Here is a 19,198-nt window from a genome sequence, read left to right as displayed (position 1 = left end):
GCGGGTGCGACGTCGGATGTCGCACCCGTTTTTTTATTCCCACATTGCCGAAACAGCTGGCGCTCTCGCCTGGATGACTTCCTGGACCAAAGATGCCCAGACCAATCCCTGGGTGGTGCCTGCGGCATAAGTTGCCCCCGCTGCAATTCGGTTGTATGCGGACCAATGAACGATTGAAAGTCCATCTGCGGTGCCGGGCCTGGCACATTCGATAATGTGCAATTCGCCGCTTTCGATCGCCCTGCGGTAAGACTCCGGAAAGTGCCGAGAAACAGCCGCCAGACACGCCGCCAATATCTGCTCCTTGTGCTCTTGCGTTGAATCAGGTGGAACCTGCCCGCCGGAGACAAGAATGCAGTCCCCGTCCAACCGGCAATTCATGACGCCGATTGGCAGATCGTACTGCAGCTTGAGTCCGCGCATTTCGACACCTTCATTACCAACGGCGCGAAGCTTGAAAAACCAGCCAATGATCGCAACTACCTCCGGCTCCTCTACCCCCATGGCGGTGACGACGAAGTGCTCTCTACTCAGGTCAGCAATTTGGACCGGGCTAAGGTGCACGGGCATGAACTGAACCCCGGAGCGCCGCAAAAGCGACGCCATCTCCTCCATAAGATCGCTGAACTCCAGATCGTAGCCCGACACCTCAATCGCCCGACAGACCCCAGGGACGCAATACGTTGCCTGGAATTGCAGTTGACCGATCTCTGCAAGTTCACGTCCCGGCTTGCCACTCGGCCAAGGCCTGTTTTCGATATCGCGTTGCTCGCTGATCGCGGCCTCTACGCCACTGGCGCCGTCCACATAGGCGCGTACAATCCGCGACCGCGCGAATCGCGCCAACGACGGGTTGTCGGCCAGGAGCTTTTCAAACAGCTCGATGCCGGCTCGATTGCACTCAACGGCCAAGTACTGATTTCCGGGAGTCAGATAATCGTTATGCAGCGGCTTTGCAGTCGTCTCCGTTGCTGACAGATGACGCATGTTCACCTGCTTGTGACTGGCGCCATCCCGCTCCTGATTTCCTCCGTAAACCATGACCTGATAATTCGCCAGGCGGAACATCGCGGCTTGGAGCAGGCCGTTGATACCTCTGCCGATGATCGACACGCGCGGCGCAGCGGCATCGGCCTGCTGAGGGGGGATCGTCAATGAGTGTGCAAGCTTGCGCCTGACAAGGCCGCGCAAGGCCATCAAGCTCAGTTGCACAGAGACCGCATAGTCGAGGTCGCAATGGCAGGCTTCGGTGGTGGCCGCCTGTGTCGTCAGCATCGCCGGCTTGCGCCACGTGGAGACACAGCAGCCGAGCGCTTGTGCACGCATCCGAAACGCATCCAATGTCCGGGGGCCGTAGTCCAATACCAGCTGGGTATCTTCAGCCATTGCCAGGGTCTGCAAAGCATCATCGCTTAAGACATCCGGCTTGGAGACACAGACCAGGCGAGCTCGTCTGTGCAGACGTTGAATGAGGGTCCGATCAATACGATGCGCGGATTCATCATTCAAGGACACGCATACGGCGATCGCATAGGCCCCCTCCAGCGCCTCGAGCCAGTCTGCGACAAATGCAACTCTACAATCGGAAGAGGCTTTCCCGATATTGCCAGCTACTCGATCACGTCGATCTAATACCTTAATCCGAATACCCGGATCTTGATCAAGCAGTAACTTAACAAGCTCTTTCCCTACATTGCCGTATCCCAGTACACAGATATCACGGGGCATGGAGCCATCCGCCAGTGTCAGCCAGTGTGCAATATAGGCGGCAACATGCGGCGCGTTTATGCCTGGCGTATTGCTTACTTGAATATTGTGGGAGTCGCAAAGATCCAGTCGCACCTTATCCAGACTCGCACCACGGCGGACCAAATGGAGGTTTCCAAATGGATGAGATATACGCCACTGGCCGATGACGTCGGCATCGATAACTTGGTCTGCGACAACGATCGTTGATGGGCGCAGAAGTCCAATCTGTATAAGCAGAGCTTGCTTGGTTAATGTCGGAGGGAAAAACACGACGTTGCTGGGTGCGTCAGCCTTCCAGCCTCTGGATGCAGGTGCGATATGCAAGATATTTTCGGTGGTGGCGATCAGTGAAGCGGCGACTGGAGGAACGGAAGAAAGCATCATGGCTTTATCTCCAACAATTCTGACTTGCGCAGGGGAAGTTCAATAACGGTGGGGGATTTGAAAACGCAAACGATACAAATCTTTTCCTAACGGAATTCAACCTACGCTTATCTTTAGAATTGAATAAGCCAGCCGACTCTGACAAACAGGTAGTCCGATTCCGACACTTGAACGCCAAAACCTGACTGACGTGCACAGATTCGGACTACTCAACTATTACCGTGAAACATCAAACGGCGTGTTCAAAAAGCTTTCCCGACTACAGTTTGTTTGCACGTGCACAAAACAAATGTGGGAGCGGGCTTGCTCGCGAATACGGTGTGTTATTCAGTGTAAAACCCACTGATACACACTATTCGCGAGCAAACCCGCTCCCACATAAAATTTATGCCGCTCCAGGCTGCACCCAAACCCAGGGGTTTGAGCGCTTTTCCAGGACTTACCTGCGACGCGGGCGACGCTGCTCGTCATCGGTGCGGATTGGCACCGGTTGCAGCGGTGGCTCGATCAAGCCGAGTGCGACGCCGAGGTCGTGCAGCCAGTTTTGCAGTTTCTCTTTCATGGTGCCCCCTTGGGGTAATGCCGAGCGGCTGGAATTCTGTGGCCGCTTCTTACAGATAGTAGTCTTAAGTCCTACGTATTGCTTGAACGAAACCACAACGAACTATTACTGAATTGATCAAAATCCTGACGGATCGTTCAAGCGATGGCTCTGGTTTCGCTTTCCGGTAGCACCTTGCCCTCTTGTTGCAGGTCAATCCACGCATTGAGGTTAGCGCCGAGCATACCCTTACGCCACATCAACCAGGTGGTGGCGCTGGCAAATGGCTCCGCCAACGGATGAATGGACACGCTGTCCTTGCCCGGCAAGCTGTCGAGCATTGATTCCGACATCAGCGCCACCCCGGATCCGGCGATCACACAAGCCAGCATGCCTTGGTAGGACTCGATCTCGATAGCCCGGCCCATGGCCACGCGGTCGTGGGAAAACCAGGCTTCCAGGCGCGCACGGTAGGAACAACTGCGTCGGAACGTGAACACCGAGCGGCCGGCAACATCCTGCGGCCCACGCACGGGCGGGTGATCCGCCTCGCAGATCAGCAGCAGGCGCTCTTCGCACAGCGGCACGCCATCGAGGGTGGCGAGGGTCAACGGCCCGTCCACCAGCGCGGCGTCCAGGCGCCCGGTGATCAAGCCTTCCAGCAGTTCACCACTCGGAGCCGACTGCACCTGCAGGTTCACCATCGGATACGCCTTGTGGTAGCGCGCCAGCAGCTTGGGCAAATGAATCGCCGCCGTGCTGTACATGCTGCCGAGCACAAAGTCGCCGGCTGGTTGCCCGCCTTGCACCGCGCCATGGGCTTCGTCGTGCAGGGCCAGCAAGCGTGCGCTGTAATCCAGCAGTACTTTGCCTGCGGGAGAAAGCTGCAAACGCTGACGCTCGCGTACGAACAGTTCGACGCCCAGCTGTTCTTCCATTTGTTTAAGCCGGGTCGACAAGTTGGACGGCACCCGGTGCAAACGCTCGGCGGCACGGGTGATGGAGCCCTCCTCGGCCACGGCCTGGAAAATCCGCAATTGACTAAACTCCATCACCTTTCTCCAAAACTGAACAAGTTACTCACTATTATTCATTTTTACAGAAAGTCAATCCGCTTTAGCCTGATGGTCACTCGCTGCTCCCAGGAAAAAACATCATGTCACCGCTGATCCGCTTACTCGCCAGCTTTATCGCCTTGATGATGGCCATGGGCATTGGCCGCTTCGCGCTTACCCCGCAAATGCCGCATTTGCTCAGCGAAGGCCAGATCGACCTGACCGGCGCGGGCCTGATTGCGGCGGCCAACTACCTGGGCTATTTCGTCGGCGCGGTGGATTCGATATTCGCCCGCAGCCATCACCATGTGCGCGGACGCTTGTACGGCGGGCTGTGGTTATGTGTGCTGCTGACCCTGGCGTCGTACTGGGCCCATGGGTTCTGGCCGCATCTGCTGTTGCGCTTCGGTACCGGCGTAGCGAGCGCCTGGGCGCTGGTGATGATCACCAGCCTGAGCCAGCCGCTGGCCATTGCGGCCGGGCGCCCACGCTTGGGTGCGCTGGTATTTGCCGGGCCGGGGTTGGGGATTCTGTTGACCGGGCTGCTGGCGCTGGGCTCCAACCTGCTGGGGCAGGATTCTGCAACCTTGTGGCTGGTGTATGGCGTGGTCGCGCTGGTCATGCTGCTGGCAATCCTGCCGTTCCTGCCCAAGCCTTCCGCCACCAGCTCCCCCGCTGCCAGCCACACCGACGTGGCCAGCAACGGCAGCATCACTCACCTGTGCTGGATCTACGTGTTGTATGGCCTTGGCTACATCATCCCGGCGACATTCCTGTCGCAGATGGCCAGCGCGCAATTCAAGGGCGCCTGGCAGGCGGACCTGTTCTGGCCCTGCTTTGGCCTGGCCGCCGCAATTGGCGTGGTGGTCGCGAGCCTGCGCCGCAAGGACCCGGACACCACCCGCCGCTGGCTGATGACCACCCTTTGGCTGCAAGCGGCCGGGGTGTTTGCCTGCCTGCTGGGCAACGGTTGGGGCCTGGCGCTGGGCGTGTTGCTGTGCGGCGGGCCATTCCTGGCGTGCATGCAACTGGTGATGGCGCGCTTGCGTGAGGTCGCCCCCCACGGCTACCAGCGCAGCACCGGGTTGCTGACCGCCAGCTTTGCAATCGGCCAATTGAGCGGGCCATTGCTGGCGTCGGTGAGCAGCCACCTCAGCGGTGGCCTGCAACCGGCGCTGGTGGTCGCCGGCGCCGGATTGCTAGTGGCCGGATCGGTCCTGGTCAGCCGGCAACCATCGGCACAGGCGCGCGCACCTGTTCACGCCGCGCCAGCACCAGGAAAAACAGCCCACCCAGGAAGCAGCCGGTAAACCAGGCGAAGTTGGCCATGCCCTGCAGCGCCGGGGTAAAGGTGATCGCGACGCCCACCAGCGTCGCGGGCACCAGCGCCTTGACCGCCGTCCAGTTCACGCCACCGTCGAAGTAGTAGCGCCCGCTCGGGCTGTCATCGAACAGCGCATCCACGTCGATCTTCTGCTTTTTGATCAGGTAGAAGTCCACCAGCAGAATCCCGAACAACGGCCCGATAAACGCGGCGAGGATGTCGAGGGTGTAGTGGATCATCAACGGGTTGTTGAACAGGTTCCACGGAGTGATGAAGATCGACGCCACCGCGGCAATCATCCCGCCGGCGCGCCAGCTGATTTTGCTCGGTGCCACGTTGGCAAAATCAAAGGCCGGCGAGACAAAGTTGGCGACGATGTTGATGCCGATGGTCGCGGTAACGAAGGCAAACGCCCCCAGCAGCACGGCCATGTCGTTGTCGATGCGCGAAACGGTAGCGATTGGATCGTGGAGCATTTCGCCGAACACCGGCAAGGTGCCCGAGACGATCACCACGGTGACCAGGGAGAACGCCAGGAAATTTACCGGAAGGCCCCAGAAGTTGCCGCGACGCACGTCCTTCATCGTCCGGCAGTAGCGGCTGAAATCACCGAAATTCAGGGTTGGCCCGGAGAAGTACGACACCACCAAGGCGGTCGCCACGATGATTTGGCCAAACGCTTGCCAGCCTGACAGGGACTTTTCCGCCAGGGTGAAGCTGATATTGGCCCAGCCGGCCTTCCAGACGATCCAGCCGGCCAGGGCAAACATCACCGCATAGACGACGGGCCCCGCCCAGTCGATGAAACGACGGATGGATTCCATGCCGGCCCAGAACACCAGCGCCTGGAGCGTCCACAAGCTGAGGAAACCGAACCAGCCCAGGTACGACAGACCGGCAAAATGCGGCTCTGCGTATACCGCCATCTGTGGGAAAAAGCGCAGCACCACAATGATCAATGCGCTGGATGCCAGGTACGTCTGGATCCCGTACCAGGCCACCGCGATCAAGCCGCGAATTACTGCCGGGATGTTCGCCCCAAAAACCCCAAAGGCCAGCCGGCAGATCACCGGGTAAGGCACCGCCGCCTGCTGGCTCGGCTTGGCCACCAGGTTGGCGATCAATTGCACAATGCAGATCCCGGCGAGCAAGGCGATCAATACCTGCCAACTGGCCAGCCCCAGGGCGAACAGGCTGGCGGCGAATACGTAGCCACCGACGCTGTGCACGTCGCTCATCCAGAAAGCGAAGATGTTGTACCAGTTCCATTTTTGCGGCAGCGGCCCCAGGTCCTGGTTGTACAGGCGCGGGCTATAGCCTTTGGGCAATTGTTCGGTCATCGCGGGGCTCCTCGTAAATACCGGCCTGCCACCCGCGACGGGAGTGCGTACGGGAGGCGGCATCGTTTGTATACGAGTTGATGAGCAGAATGCGTGCCAATGAATTAAAACTCGGCACAATCCCTCTGGGACAACGGTCTGCAGAAGGTTACACAATGGCGCAGGGATGATTAGACGGTGCAGGCTCGCTCAGGGATGGTGCAGACCAATCCTGTACACAATCAATTGTGCACCCTGCGTGCACATTGATAGCCCACGGTGCAGCAAACGGCACTGAGGACGGTACCCCACGCAATGTCCATGACGGCCAACCCGGCGGACCAGCCCTGCAAGGTCGCCCAGTTGCTCAGGTCATAAGTGCCATAAGCCACCAGCCCCAGCAACGCACCCAGCCGCGCGGCACGTTGCCAGCGGCCGCTCGCCAAAGCCGGAAGGACGACAAACACCACACAGCCGAATACATAAAGGAGATAGAACGCCACGGCCGGGAACAGCCGCGGCTGATCGAGCATCAGGGGGCCGAGCAGCGCTTTGTAGGTCGGCCCCATGAGGACGCCGAGCCAAAGGCCGTCGAGGATCAGAAAGGCAAGCAAAGTGCCGAGGTAGGCGAAGAGTGTTTTCCTGGACATCCTGGCGGGCCTTTTGTAGGAGCGAACGTGCTCCTACAAAAGAGCAAACCCGGATCAGCTTAGTTCAATGCGATCCGCATGGATCACGATGTGACCCTGTTTGTAGAGGGCACCGATGGCCTTCTTGAAGTTGCCTTTGCTGACACCGAACAAACTGCTGATCACGGCCGGATCGCTTTTATCGCTGACCGGCAAGGTGCCGTTGTTGTCACGCAACTTGGCGAGGATCTTCGAGTTCAGGCTGGACGCCGCCTCTTCACCCACCGGCTGCAGGCTCAGGCTGATATTGCCGTCAGCGCGGATTTCCTTGATGAAGCCTTTCTCTTCCTTGCCCGGGCGCAGGAACTTGAACACTTCGTTCTTGTGGATCAGGCCCCAGTGCTTGTTGTTGATAATGGCCTTGAAGCCCATGTCGGTGGCCTCGGCCACCAGCAAGTCAACTTCCTGGCCGACCTTGTAGGTGGCCGGGGTCTTGTCCAGGTAGCGGTCAAGGCGCGCAGTGGCGGTGATGCGCTTGGTGTGTTTGTCGAGGTAGACGTGCACCACGCAATACTCACCGGCAGTCAGCTGGCGCTTTTCTTCGGAGTAAGGCAGCAGCAAATCCTTGGGCAGGCCCCAATCGAGGAAGACACCGATGCTGTTGACTTCAACCACTTTCAGACTGGCAAATTCACCCACCTGTACTTTTGGTTTTTCGGTGGTCGCGATAAGTTTGTCATCGCTGTCCAGATAAATAAAAACGTTGAGCCAGTCTTCATCTTCACTGGGAATATCTTTGGGGATATAACGGTTGGGCAAGAGGATTTCGCCCTCTTGATCACCATCCAGGTACAAACCAAAGTTAGTGTGTTTAACCACTTGCAAGCTGTTGTAGCGCCCGACTAAAGCCATTTCCAATACCCTCATTGCGTGGGCGGCATTCTACCCGAGTTGACGGCGGCGGTCCCGTGTAGCGGCGTACAGCCCTGAAAAATCATGGGTTTGCCGGGCAACGCCCCGCTCGTCAGATCATCAGCCTGAATTCTGCCGGTGCCCCGGGCATGTTTTCTTCCTGGGTTTCGATTTAAAACAGCGAGTTAGGTGACTATTTCAATCATTCATTGCAGACAATTCATAAGTCCGCCGTTTATTTCAGGGGGATATTTGCCAAGCAATTGTCAAGCATTTCATGTACGATGCATGGCCAAGTTAATTTTCTACAGGTTAGTGGCCGCCATGCGCGTAAAAGCATCCAACAGCAAAGCAAAGCCAGCTCCCGCCGTTGAAACCAGCGAATCGATCAACAGCCAAATCGCTGCCTTCCTCAAGCAGGGCGGCGAAATCCAGCAGATTGCCAAAGGCGTAAGCGGCCAGACTTTCGGCCCGTCCAAGCAGATCACCCTGGGTAAAAAGTAATACTTGCGCATCACACCTGGTCCCTAAGCGCTTTGCCTTTCAAGGCGCTAGGACTAGAGCCCGCAACACCCTCTGATCCACCCCTCTTTTACACCAATCGACGAACGGGCTTCATCTGCGGACCATCGTCGGTATGCTTGCACACGTCTAGATCGGGCATTTGCCTGATATTTCCCGTTACTGCTCCTCGCTTTTCATGGAGTGAAGCATGCTCAAATCCTGCATTTTCCTGGCCGGTGCCCTGTTGGCCAGCCCCCTTGCCGAAGCGCAGGTTTTCCAGCGTGAACTGGGTGATTTCGACCTGAAATTGGGCACAACCCCTAGCCGAAGCATGGCTCAAGGCCTGGTAAAGCCCACTGCGCCTGGGAGCAATTCGTTCCACGGCGGCCTGGACCTGAGCCACGGCAGCGGCCTGTACCTCGGCCAATTCTCACCGAGCATGGGGATTTCCCCTACCAGCAATCTCGAGGTCGATTCCTACTTGGGCTTCAAGCGCCCTTTTGACCAGACCCTGGGCTACGAGCTGGGGATGATTCATTACAGCTATCCCAAGCTGAGCCCCCTCGACAGCCAAGAGTTCTACGGCGGCCTGACTGTGCTGGGCAACCGCTTCGGCGCCTCCTTCAGTAACGACCCGGACCGCCAGGACAGCACCGTGTTTGCCGACCTCGGCGGCACCAAGCCTTTCGGCATCGGCGTCAGCATGAAGTACACCACCCACCAGTTGGGCACTCCGGTCTCGCTCGCCGATGGCAGCTCCATTCGCAACTTCAGCGATTGGTCAGTGCAATTCTCCCGACCGTGGATGGGCGTCGACCTGAACCTGATCTATAGCGACTCAAGCCTCAGCGGCGGCGATTGCTCGGCCTACTCCGGACATAACTCGCAATGCGACGGACTCTTGACCCTGAAAGCAGAGCGGGCGTTTTATTGATGGGCTGAACTGTCGCTGCACTGACGGGTTCAGATGCAATACTCTCGTCTGCGCAAGGACTCGCTCATGCTGCGTCGGTTAAAATTTCTGGTGATGTTGCTGACCCTCAGCCTAGTGCTCGCCGGCTGCAACCGGGTAGGGCTGGCCTATCGCAATCTGGATGTGATCATCCCCTGGACCCTCAGCGACTACCTGGACATGAATGCCGGGCAGAAGAGCTGGTTCAACGACAAACTCAAGGAACACTTGGCCTGGCATTGCACCACTCAATTGCCGGGCTACCTGGACTGGCTCGACCGCCTGCAACAGATGGTCGACAACAACCAGGTGACCGATGCCGCCCTGCAAACCCGGACTACCGAGGCCAAGCAAGCCATTGCCGAAAGCGCCCGGGCGATCACGCCGTCCGCCGTCGAGCTATTGCAGGGGCTGGATGACCAGCAAGTACAGGCTATGGAGCAAGCATTCGCCAAGGACCTGCGCAAGCGTCAGGACGAGTACCTGAAACCGCCCCTCGAGCAGCAGATCAAGGAGCGCGCCGAGCGCATGAACAAACGCCTCGATGCATGGCTCGGGCCGTTAAGCGCCAACCAGCAGAATCGCGTCACCGCCTGGTCGATCGCCTTGGGTGAGCAGAACCAGCAGTGGATCGGTAACCGCGCTCACTGGCAGGCGCTGTTTATCGCAGCAGTCAAAGACCGCCACAGCAGCGACTTCCCCCACAAGATCGAACAACTATTGGTAGACCGCGAAAGCCTGTGGACCCCGGAATACCGCCTGGCCTACGCCCAGACCGAAACCGCCGCCCGCCGCCTGATCGTCGACCTGATGTCGCAGAGCACCGTGCAACAACGCCAGAAGCTGACGCAGAAGATCGACAAGGTGCGCAGCGATTTCCAGGCGCTCAAGTGCCTGAAAAGTGCCTAACCCGCAAGCCTCGGACTCAAGGTGCCTATTTCAGCACAGACATGTAAGGCTCCGGACCGATTGAAGCGGCTCGTTTCAGCAGGTTGAATCAGCAACTGTCAAAACCAAAGGCGTACACCCATTACCCAGCGCCATTCACTGCGGTCATCGCCCTCCTCACGTACGTATTTGGCCGTTTGGCCGTAGGAACGATTCCAGGTGACGCCAACGTAAGGCGCAAACTCGCGGCGGATTTCGTAGCGAAGCCGCAGGCCTATTTCGCTTTCAGAAAGACCGGAACCGATCTGACGCTGCGGGTCGTTCTTGCCGTAGAAATTGATCTCGGCCGTCGGCTGGAGCACCAGCCGATTGGTCAGCAGAATGTCGTAGTCACCCTCAAGGCGCGCCGCAGTCTGGCCGGCCTCGCCGACAAACAAGGTTGCCTCGGCTTCAAAGTTGTAAAGGGCCATGCCCTGCAGCCCGAAAGCGGCCCAGCTTTCACTGTCGCCGGGTTTGAAATCCTGGCGCACACCGCCCACCATATCCCACCAGGGACTGATGGCGTGCCCCCACAACGCCTGGACCTCTGCCTTCTCGGTCCTGCCCTTGGCCCGCTCGCCCTCAGTACGCAACCACAAGCGGTCAATGTCGCCGCCCACCCACCCTTTGGCATCCCAGCTCACCGCGCGACCGTCGTCCGCGCCCTGCCACTCCAACTGGTTGATCACAAACAGCGAGTTGATCTGGCTGTCATGAACCCTGTGCCCATCGGGAGCGTCATAGACCGCCGCGCGGTCAGCGTCGGTCAACGCGGGAATCGGCGTGCGACTTGAGGTCGTGACAGCCGGGCTCATCCCTTGCATCTGACTGTGATCCATCTGCCCGGCCGCCAGCGCAACAGGACCGGCGATTGTCGTTGCCAACATCAACACAATACGGTTCATGGTCGCTCCTCACTCGTGCACGCGGACTTCACGGAACATGCCCATTTCCATGTGGTACAGCAGGTGGCAGTGATAAGCCCAACGCCCCAGTGCATCGGCGGTCACCCGATAGCTGCGCCGGCTGCCAGGCGGCATATCGATGGTGTGTTTACGGACTTTGAACTGGCCATTTTCGTCTTCCAGATCACTCCACATGCCATGCAGGTGAATCGGATGAGCCATCATCGTGTCGTTGACCAACACCACCCGAACCCGCTCGCCATAGGTCAGCCTGAGCGGCTCGGCGTCAGAGAACTTCACGCCATCGAACGACCAGGCGAACTTTTCCATATGCCCGGTGAGGTGCAACTCAATCGTGCGGCCGGGCTCACGGCCATCGGGGTCGTCAAAGGTGCTTCGCAGGTCGGCATAGCTCAGCACCCGGCGCCCGTTATTTCTCAGGCCGATGCCAGGGTCGTCGAGCTTCGGAGCAGGACTCATCGCCTGCATGTCCACCAGCGGGTTATTCATTTCGCTGGCGGGATGGTTTTGCATCGACATCCCCGCCATTGCGCCATGATCCATGCCGGCCATATCTCCCATGGCGCCGTGGTCCATGCCGCCCATCCCCATATCGTCCATGGTCAGCCAGGGGCGCGGATCAACGGGCGGAACAGGCGCCACCAGGGCGGCGTGACTGCTGAGGGTGCCTCGGGCGTAGCCGGTTCGGTCCATCGACTGGGCGAACAGCGTGTGCACGGCCTGCGTGGGCTCGACGATCACGTCATAGGTTTCGGCCACGGCAATTCGGAACTCGTCGACACTCACCGGCGTTACCGGCTGCCCATCGGCCGCCACCACGGTCAGCTTCAGACCGGGAATGCGTACGTCAAAGTAGGTCATGGCCGAGCCATTGATGAAACGCAGGCGAATCTTTTCGCCTGGTCGAAAGAGCCCCGTCCAGTTCACGTCCGGGGTCTGGCCATTGATCAGGTAGGTGTAGGTTGCGCCACTGACGTCCGCGAGGTCGGTAGGGTTCATCTTCATTTCGGCCCACATCGCGCGGTCAGCAACGGTGGCCGACCAGCCTTTCTTGCCGACATCCTGGATGAAATCACCCACGGTGGGTTTGTGGTAATTGTAGTAATCGGACTGTTTCTTCAGGGTCTTCATCAGCGAAACGGGGTCTTCATCCGTCCAGTCCGTCAGCATCACCACGTAGTCACGCTCATAGCTGAAGGGTTCGGGTTCCTTGGGATCAATCACCAGCGGCCCGTATACACCCTGCTGCTCCTGAAGACTGGAATGGCTGTGGTACCAATAGGTGCCATGCTGGTTGACCGTGAACTGGTAGACATACATCCCACCCGGTTCAATGCCCTTGAAACTCAAGCCGGGTACGCCGTCCATGTTGGCGGGCAGGATGATGCCGTGCCAATGGATCGATGTGGGCTCCGCCAGGCGGTTCTTTACCCGCAGCGTCACGGTGTCGCCTTCGCGCCAGCGCAATAGCGGGCCGGGCAAGCTGCCGTTGACCGTCAGCGCTGTACGCGCCCTGCCGGTAAAGTTGACCGGGGTTTGGCCGATAGACAGATCAAATTCAGTCCCCGCCAGGACGGTGGGCTGCCCCGGGCCGGCCAGCGCCCAGACCGGCGGTCGCCAGAGCCCGAACCCACCCAGCAGGCCGCCGGCAGCCAAGCCTTTGACGAAAGTTCGCCTGGAAGTATTGGAGTGCATGCCGATTCAGTCCCATCAATTGAATGGCAGCAGGTTATAAGCCTGCAGCTGACAACAGGCTTAGCGTCACATTACCGATTGGTCAGTTTCGCCCGGCACCGGGTGCAGGTGCCGGGCGAAGAAGATGAGGCGCGATGGGGCTCAGGCAATCTGTGCTTTCGAAGCCACTTCATCGAACGTCGCCGGATCCAGCGCATCCGCCTGCTCGTCCAGCACCTGCCGCGGGTGACTTTCGCCGGGGATGCTGCTGTCGATCAGGCTCAGCAACTGTGAGCCGCGCAGCGTTAATTTGAAATTCTCACCATTGCCGCACTCTTTCTCTGATCGCGACTCAATAAAGCCGCGCGTGAACAACAACCCCTCGTAATCCGCTGCGAGCTTTTTAAACTCATCGAGATTACCGATGGACTCTCCGGCGGCAGTCCTTTTAGTCGCTTCCTCTTCGGCATATTTGCGCGGGGCGAAGCTGACGCCACCGTTCTGTACTTCATGCAGCAATCGTTCGATCAAATCCCAATCGTAAGTCGTCATCCTGATTCCTCCTGAAGGCACACGAAATAGGCCCTTCAAAGGTGTGACATGCCGGACCCATCGTCCGTTCAGCCTAGCGGACAAGCGCGATTTCGCTGAACTTTTAAGCGTTCGGAACCCTCAACCGAACATCATCGCCATGGAGGTCCGAATCATGAAAACCCTGCTGAATATGGCCGTCGCGGCCACGCTGCTCGCCGCCCTGCCCGCCTGGGCCTGCACGCTGGAAGAAGCCACCGCCAAACGTGAGCAACTGGCCAAGGAGGTGACCAAGCTCACCCAACAGAACCCGCAGAAGGCCAAGGAGATCAACGACGAGCTGCAGAACATGAAGCTGGAAACCGCCAGCGCAGACCTGCCCGACAAGTGCCAACTGATCGACCAGCGCCTCAAGGAAATGGACGCGGCCGCTGCAAAAGCCAAAAACTGAGGCGAAAAAAAACCGGACATTGTCCGGTTTTTTTGTGGTTCAAGCCTTATTCGGCAGCCGGTGCTTCCGGCTTGCGGCGCTTCAGAGGCGCCATGCCGTCCTTGCTGACCAACGACAGGTTGTCGGTCTTTGGACGGTTGGCAATCTTGCGCTTGGTCGGCGACTTGGCGCCGGCCTTCTTCTTGTCGCCCTTGGCGTCGACCTTTTTCTTCTTCACGCCAACGGCCTTGCCCGATGCCTTGACCTTCTTCGGCCCGCCGTAGGTGCCTTTGACTTCCTTGATGGTGCGGCGCTCGAACGACTGCTTCAAGTAGCGCTCGATGCTCGACATCAGGTTCCAGTCGCCATGGCAGATCAACGAGATCGCCAGGCCATCGTTACCGGCACGCCCTGTACGGCCGATACGGTGTACGTATTCGTCGCCGCTGCGGGGCATATCAAAGTTGATCACCATGTCCAGGCCGTCCACGTCCAGGCCGCGGGCCGCAACGTCGGTGGCGACCAGGATCTTCACGCCGCCTTGCTTGAGGCGGTCAATGGCCAGCTTGCGATCCTTCTGGTCTTTTTCACCGTGCAGGACGAACGCCTTGTACTCCTGAGCCACCAGGCGACCGTAGATGCGGTCGGCCATGGCCCGGGTGTTGGTGAACACGATGGCCTTCTGATAGGTCTCGTTGGCCAGCAACCAGTTGAGGATCTGCTCTTTGTGCACGTTGTGGTCAGCGGTGATGATCTGCTGACGGGTGGTCGAGTTCAGGTCGCTGACGTTGTTGACCTGCAAGTGCTCAGGGTTGTTCAGGACCTTGGCGACCATGTCGCGCAAGGTCGAACCACCGGTGGTGGCCGAGAACAGCATGGTCTGCTGGCGGTTCACGCACTCTTGCACCAGGCGCTGCACGTCGTCGGCAAAGCCCATGTCGAGCATGCGGTCGGCTTCGTCGAGCACCAGGACTTCAACTTCCTTGAGGTCCAGGTTGCCGGCGTTCAGTTGTTCGATCATCCGGCCCGGGGTGCCGATCAGGATGTCCGGCACCTTGCGCAGCATGGCGGCCTGGACCTTGAAGTCTTCACCGCCGGTGATCAGGCCGGACTTGATGAAGGTGAATTGCGAGAAGCGCTCCACTTCCTTCAAGGTCTGCTGGGCCAGTTCGCGGGTCGGCAGCAGGATCAGGGTCTTGATGCTGACGCGGACTTTTGCCGGGCCGATCAGACGGTTAAGAATCGGCAGGACGAAAGCGGCGGTCTTGCCACTCCCGGTTTGAGCCGTCACCCGCAGGTCACGCCCTTCGAGCGCGAGCGGGATGGCCGCTGCTTGCACAGGCGTTGGCTCGACAAATTTAAGCTCGGCCACGGCTTTGAGCAGGCGTTCGTGCAGGGCGAATTGGGAAAACACGGGTGCTACCTCGAAGAAATACAAAAAAACAGCTGCATAGGGTAACGGTTTCGGGCGCTCAGGCCGAGTTTCTTTACGCGAACTGCGTTAATCAGCCGCTTTTTTGTCAGGGGATTTGTCCACAAGGACAACTTTGACTGACTTAAATGCTCTAATCGCCCCGTCACGTCCTACAGAAGAATCGCGTTTACCCATGGATATCAAACAGCTCTGGCTCAACGTCAAAGACCTTTGGGGCACCCTCGACGAACACCCGCTGCTGCATTCCAGCCTCGCCCTGGTGGTGTTGCTGGTGGTGGCATTGCTGCTCGGACGAGTGGCTCGCTACCTCATCCTGCACGCCGTCAAGCTGCTGGGCCGGCAACCCGCGCTGCACTGGCTCAACGACCTGCGGCACAACAAAGTCTTCCATCGCCTGGCACAGATGACGCCGTCACTGGTAATCCAGTTCGGCCTGTACCTGGTGCCGGACCTGAGCAAGACCGCCACCCTGTTCATCGGCAATGTCGCCCTGGCGTTCACCATCCTGTTCATGGTGCTGGCGATCAGTGCACTGCTCAACGCCCTGCTGGATATCTACGCCCGCACCGAACACGCCCGCACCCGCTCGATCAAGGGCTACGTGCAGTTGGCGAAGATGGTGCTGTTCGTGTTTGGCGCCATCATCATCGTCGCCACCTTGATCGACCGCTCGCCGCTGTTGCTGCTTTCCGGTTTGGGTGCAATGTCGGCGGTGATCCTGTTGGTCTACAAGGACACCCTGCTGTCGTTCGTCGCCAGCGTGCAGTTGACCAGCAACGACATGCTGCGGGTTGGCGACTGGATCGAAATGCCCCAGGTCGGCGCGGACGGTGACGTGGTGGACATCACCCTGCACACCGTGAAGGTGCAGAACTTCGACAAGACCATCGTCTCGATCCCCACCTGGCGCCTGATGTCCGAGTCGTTCAAGAACTGGCGCGGCATGCAGGCTTCCGGTGGCCGGCGAATCAAGCGCAGCCTTTACATCGATGCCAGCGGCGTGCGTTTCATCCGCGACGACGAAGAGCTGAGGCTTTCCCAGGTACACCTGCTGACCGACTACATGAGCCGCAAGAAGGCCGAACTCAAGGCCTGGAACGAAGCCCAGGGGAATGTCGCCGCGATGTCCGCGAACCGTCGGCGCATGACCAATATCGGCACGTTCCGCGCGTATGCCTTGGCCTACTTGAAAAGCCATCCGGAGATCCAGCCGAACATGACCTGCATGGTGCGGCAGATGCAGACCACGGCCCAGGGCATTCCGCTGGAGATCTACTGCTTCACCCGCACCACCGCATGGGCCGACTACGAGCGAATCCAGGGCGATATCTTCGATTACCTGCTGGCGGTGCTGCCGGAATTTGGCTTGAGCCTGTACCAGCAGCCGAGCGGCGGTGACTTGCGGGCGGGGATGTTGCCGGCGGTGCTGGGAGCCAGTCATTTGCCGGAGGTTGAGTTACGTCGAGGCTGATTAGGTCGGCATGCCGTGGCGAGAGGGTCGAACCCTCGCCACGGGCGTCACCATTTTTGCCAAACAAGCCCCATGCAGCAAGCCAGGAGCCAAGCGATCCCGAAGTAAAACGGCCAGGTTGCCCAACGCCTTAGGGCCAAAGGAACTGACGCCAGCTCCTTCGCAGTAACCTTCCCAGCTTTAATATGAGCTTGAGGTTGCATCAGAAAACCAATAATCACGCTCAAACGCATAGTTTTATCGATCAGTCGATTTTTTCGCCAGAAACGCTTGTTGCGCTGAATGGCTTCGTTTTCACTAAAATAGCTTTCCAGCTCATCCAGTTTTTTATATTTGACAAACAGGTCTGCGCCCAACATGACTAAGGCCTCAATGAACAGAACAATTACGAAGGCAATACCCAGGGACATGATTATTGCCCTACTGATTCATACATAAGATCGCCTACCTCTTCTCCACCTGCCCCTAGAAGGCTACCTCCCGCATAACCTCCAGCCGCTCCGCCCACTATCCCGCAAGCAAGCTTTCCAGCGCCCTTCAGAACCACTCCCAGGACCAAGCTGCAAACACGCCGCGCAGCCTCAGCGCCAGCAATTCCGCCTCGTGCTGCTCCCACCACACCACCCACCAACTTCCCCCCCTCCACATACTTCGCCCGAGTGCACTGCGCTTCCCGCCCTTGCATGCACGCCTCTTTAATCTCTAACCCCGTCACGCCAACATCCAACGCTAAACCTATATAAGTCCCCTTGCCCAAAAATTTCGACGTTTCAGCAATACTGCGAATCCGCTGCGCATAACCAACGATTTCACTCTTGTGCAAATAGCTCTTGGTGGAAATCCCTAACACTTTCTTCAGTGACTTATTCGTTTGCAGGCCGGTACCCAACCGCGCCGCACCTTGCAGTTGAATATCCAAACGCCGGAATAACAGCTGGCGCTGCTGGATAAACGCCTCCTTGTTCACAGCACCGCTCTTCAGTTGCTGATGCAACCGTTCAATCTCCTCCAGTGTGTGCTTGACCTCATCCAAATGCCGCCCCCAGGCAGACGCCGCACTGCCGATGCCAATCGAGCTGTACCCCAGCAAACTTTGCAACAAGTCATAGTTATTGATCACCGCCGCCCCCGCCGATGCGTCCAGTTCCAGATTGCGGCGAATCTCTTGGGCATGGCGCATCAACCACGCATCGTCGGCGGTACACGCCACACCGTAGTCGTCGGGAATGATCACCATCTGCCCCGGCGTCACCAGGCGGTCCTGGCGCAAGTGCAGATTCAGCGCGTCGAATTGATCGGAGAGCTGCCGGCTAGACCCGGTCAGCAGCCGGGATTTCAAACTGAGGTAGTCCGTAGTGCGGTCATTGATGTATCCCTGCGCCATAAATTACATCCCTGATGTAATGAATATGGCGTCGGAATATAAGCAGGCGAGTACGCCCGGGACACAAGCCTGGGAAGGCGGAAATCACATTTGGGAAATCACCTACTCGGCAGGTAATCAGAGCCTACAAAAACACCTCGAGTTAACGTGCCAAACGGCCCGACGACCGCAGGCCCAACCGACTGATCCACACCGCGGCCAGGATCACCGAGCCCCCCAGGAACAGCCTGCCGAGCGGCTCGTGTTGATTCCAGATCAGCAAGTTCAGCAACAATCCCACCGGCACATGCAGGTTGTTCATCACCGCCAATGTACCGCCATTGACCAGGCACGCGCCCTTGTTCCACCAGTACATGCCCAGTGCCGTGCTGACCAAGCCCAGGAATACCAGCACACCCCATTGCAACGGCGCTTCCGGCAGGAAGTTGGCCTTGCCGAACATCAGGAACGCCGGCAACGCCACCGCCAACGCGCCGAGGTAGAAGTAACCAAAGCGCCGGTAGTGCGGCAGATCACTCGGATGACGGGCCACCAGGTGTTTATAAAGCACCTGCCCGGCGGCATAGGTGAAGTTGGCCAGTTGCAGCAGCAGGAAGCCCACGAAGAAGTTCGGGGTGATCTGGTCGAAACGGATCACCGCCGCTCCGCTCACCGCGACCAATGCGGCCACCAGCGCCCACGGATTGAAGCGGCGGTTCAAGGCATCTTCGATCAAGGTCACGTGCAACGGCGTCAGGATGGTGAACAGCAACACCTCCGGCACCGTCAGTACTCTGAAGCTCAAATACAGGCACACGTAAGTCACGCCAAACTGCAGCGCGCCGATCAATAGCATGCCTCGCATGAACGCCGGTTCCACCGAGCGCCAGCGGGTCAGCGGGATAAACACCAGCCCGGCCAACAGCACGCGCACCAGCACCGCGAAATAACTGTCGACGTGACCGGCCAGGTATTCGCCGATCAAGCTGAAGGAAAACGCCTGGATCAGCGTCACAACAAGTAAATAGCCCATGCTCGCCTCATTTTGAATGGGCGCGACCTTAGCGGTTTT

The 19,198-nt window shown here is 58.6% G+C and carries 19 protein-coding genes; 6 read left to right on the top strand and 13 right to left on the bottom strand.

What is annotated here, in order from left to right; translation table 11 throughout:
* Nucleotides 1-33 precede the first annotated feature (33 nt).
* The 3 genes from LIY45_RS01165 to LIY45_RS01160 form a co-directional block, all read right to left on the bottom strand.
* A complete protein-coding gene (locus tag LIY45_RS01165) occupies nucleotides 34-2,133 on the bottom strand; it encodes an NAD(P)-dependent oxidoreductase (RefSeq protein WP_226475050.1) in 2,100 nt (699 codons plus the stop codon).
* A gap of 439 nt (nucleotides 2,134-2,572) precedes the next feature.
* The gene (locus tag LIY45_RS30680; protein WP_003210728.1) at nucleotides 2,573-2,695 is read right to left on the bottom strand and encodes a PA1414 family protein; all 123 of its coding nucleotides are present in this window, start codon (nucleotides 2,693-2,695) and stop codon (nucleotides 2,573-2,575) included.
* A 137-nt stretch (nucleotides 2,696-2,832) separates the two neighbouring features.
* Nucleotides 2,833-3,726: a LysR family transcriptional regulator gene (locus LIY45_RS01160; RefSeq protein WP_017479137.1), complete on the bottom strand. Its 894-nt coding sequence runs from the start codon at nucleotides 3,724-3,726 to the stop codon at nucleotides 2,833-2,835.
* 104 nt (nucleotides 3,727-3,830) lie between these two features.
* Between LIY45_RS01160 and LIY45_RS01155 the strand changes: the two genes are divergently transcribed.
* A complete protein-coding gene (locus LIY45_RS01155) occupies nucleotides 3,831-5,039 on the top strand; it encodes an MFS transporter (RefSeq protein ID WP_226475049.1) in 1,209 nt (402 codons plus the stop codon).
* On the opposite strand, the gene LIY45_RS01150 is transcribed toward LIY45_RS01155, so the two are convergent.
* The 3 genes from LIY45_RS01150 to LIY45_RS01140 form a co-directional block, all read right to left on the bottom strand.
* Nucleotides 4,951-6,393, bottom strand: coding sequence for an NCS1 family nucleobase:cation symporter-1 (locus tag LIY45_RS01150; RefSeq protein WP_226475048.1), 1,443 nt, complete (start codon nucleotides 6,391-6,393; stop codon nucleotides 4,951-4,953). The genes LIY45_RS01155 and LIY45_RS01150 overlap by 89 nt on opposite strands.
* Nucleotides 6,394-6,614: 221 nt before the next feature.
* On the bottom strand, nucleotides 6,615-7,022 hold the full coding sequence (locus tag LIY45_RS01145; RefSeq protein ID WP_226475047.1) for a DUF2177 family protein: 408 nt from the start codon (nucleotides 7,020-7,022) through the stop codon (nucleotides 6,615-6,617).
* A 54-nt stretch (nucleotides 7,023-7,076) separates the two neighbouring features.
* A complete protein-coding gene (locus tag LIY45_RS01140) occupies nucleotides 7,077-7,913 on the bottom strand; it encodes a S1-like domain-containing RNA-binding protein (RefSeq protein WP_017479141.1) in 837 nt (278 codons plus the stop codon).
* Between the two features lie 324 nt (nucleotides 7,914-8,237).
* On the opposite strand from LIY45_RS01140, the gene LIY45_RS01135 reads away from it, so the two are divergent.
* The 3 genes from LIY45_RS01135 (at nucleotide 8,238) to LIY45_RS01125 (ending at nucleotide 10,278) form a co-directional block, all read left to right on the top strand.
* Nucleotides 8,238-8,417: a hypothetical protein gene (locus LIY45_RS01135; protein WP_003210722.1), complete on the top strand. Its 180-nt coding sequence runs from the start codon at nucleotides 8,238-8,240 to the stop codon at nucleotides 8,415-8,417.
* 208 nt (nucleotides 8,418-8,625) lie between these two features.
* Entirely contained in the window at nucleotides 8,626-9,351 is a 726-nt protein-coding gene (locus tag LIY45_RS01130) for a TorF family putative porin (RefSeq protein ID WP_226475046.1), read from the top strand.
* Nucleotides 9,352-9,417: 66 nt separating this feature from the next.
* Entirely contained in the window at nucleotides 9,418-10,278 is an 861-nt protein-coding gene (locus LIY45_RS01125; RefSeq protein WP_017479144.1) for a DUF6279 family lipoprotein, read from the top strand.
* A 98-nt stretch (nucleotides 10,279-10,376) separates the two neighbouring features.
* Here the strand turns inward: LIY45_RS01125 and LIY45_RS01120 are convergent, their stop codons facing one another.
* The 3 genes from LIY45_RS01120 to LIY45_RS01110 all read right to left on the bottom strand — a co-directional run bounded on the left by LIY45_RS01120 (nucleotide 10,377) and on the right by LIY45_RS01110 (nucleotide 13,448).
* Nucleotides 10,377-11,135 carry a copper resistance protein B gene (locus LIY45_RS01120; RefSeq protein WP_226475259.1) on the bottom strand — a complete coding sequence of 253 codons (759 nt, stop codon included), beginning with the start codon at nucleotides 11,133-11,135 and terminating at the stop codon, nucleotides 10,377-10,379.
* 75 nt (nucleotides 11,136-11,210) lie between these two features.
* Complete coding sequence (locus LIY45_RS01115; protein ID WP_226475045.1) at nucleotides 11,211-12,917, bottom strand: copper resistance system multicopper oxidase; 1,707 nt, start codon at nucleotides 12,915-12,917, stop codon at nucleotides 11,211-11,213.
* Between the two features lie 141 nt (nucleotides 12,918-13,058).
* Nucleotides 13,059-13,448, bottom strand: coding sequence for a transcriptional regulator (locus LIY45_RS01110; protein WP_226475044.1), 390 nt, complete (start codon nucleotides 13,446-13,448; stop codon nucleotides 13,059-13,061).
* Between the two features lie 154 nt (nucleotides 13,449-13,602).
* On the opposite strand from LIY45_RS01110, the gene LIY45_RS01105 reads away from it, so the two are divergent.
* Nucleotides 13,603-13,878 carry a hypothetical protein gene (locus LIY45_RS01105; RefSeq protein WP_226475043.1) on the top strand — a complete coding sequence of 92 codons (276 nt, stop codon included), beginning with the start codon at nucleotides 13,603-13,605 and terminating at the stop codon, nucleotides 13,876-13,878.
* A 46-nt stretch (nucleotides 13,879-13,924) separates the two neighbouring features.
* On the opposite strand, the gene LIY45_RS01100 is transcribed toward LIY45_RS01105, so the two are convergent.
* A complete protein-coding gene (locus LIY45_RS01100; protein WP_063034035.1) occupies nucleotides 13,925-15,271 on the bottom strand; it encodes a DEAD/DEAH box helicase in 1,347 nt (448 codons plus the stop codon).
* A gap of 193 nt (nucleotides 15,272-15,464) precedes the next feature.
* Here LIY45_RS01100 and LIY45_RS01095 point away from each other — a divergent pair, with 193 nt between their 5' ends.
* A complete protein-coding gene (locus LIY45_RS01095) occupies nucleotides 15,465-16,763 on the top strand; it encodes a mechanosensitive ion channel family protein (protein ID WP_226475042.1) in 1,299 nt (432 codons plus the stop codon).
* A gap of 47 nt (nucleotides 16,764-16,810) precedes the next feature.
* Here the strand turns inward: LIY45_RS01095 and LIY45_RS01090 are convergent, their stop codons facing one another.
* The 3 genes from LIY45_RS01090 to LIY45_RS01080 form a co-directional block, all read right to left on the bottom strand.
* Nucleotides 16,811-17,173: a hypothetical protein gene (locus LIY45_RS01090; protein WP_226475041.1), complete on the bottom strand. Its 363-nt coding sequence runs from the start codon at nucleotides 17,171-17,173 to the stop codon at nucleotides 16,811-16,813.
* Nucleotides 17,174-17,175: 2 nt separating this feature from the next.
* Nucleotides 17,176-18,147: a hypothetical protein gene (locus LIY45_RS01085; protein ID WP_226475040.1), complete on the bottom strand. Its 972-nt coding sequence runs from the start codon at nucleotides 18,145-18,147 to the stop codon at nucleotides 17,176-17,178.
* A 142-nt stretch (nucleotides 18,148-18,289) separates the two neighbouring features.
* Nucleotides 18,290-19,159, bottom strand: a complete 870-nt coding sequence (locus tag LIY45_RS01080) for a carboxylate/amino acid/amine transporter (protein WP_017479153.1) — start codon at nucleotides 19,157-19,159, stop codon at nucleotides 18,290-18,292.
* Between the last annotated feature and the right edge of the window lie 39 nt (nucleotides 19,160-19,198).

The organism is Pseudomonas sp. MWU16-30323, from assembly GCF_020515595.1.
GTDB lineage: Bacteria > Pseudomonadota > Gammaproteobacteria > Pseudomonadales > Pseudomonadaceae > Aquipseudomonas > Aquipseudomonas yamanorum.
This window is presented reverse-complemented; position numbering and strand designations above follow the sequence as displayed.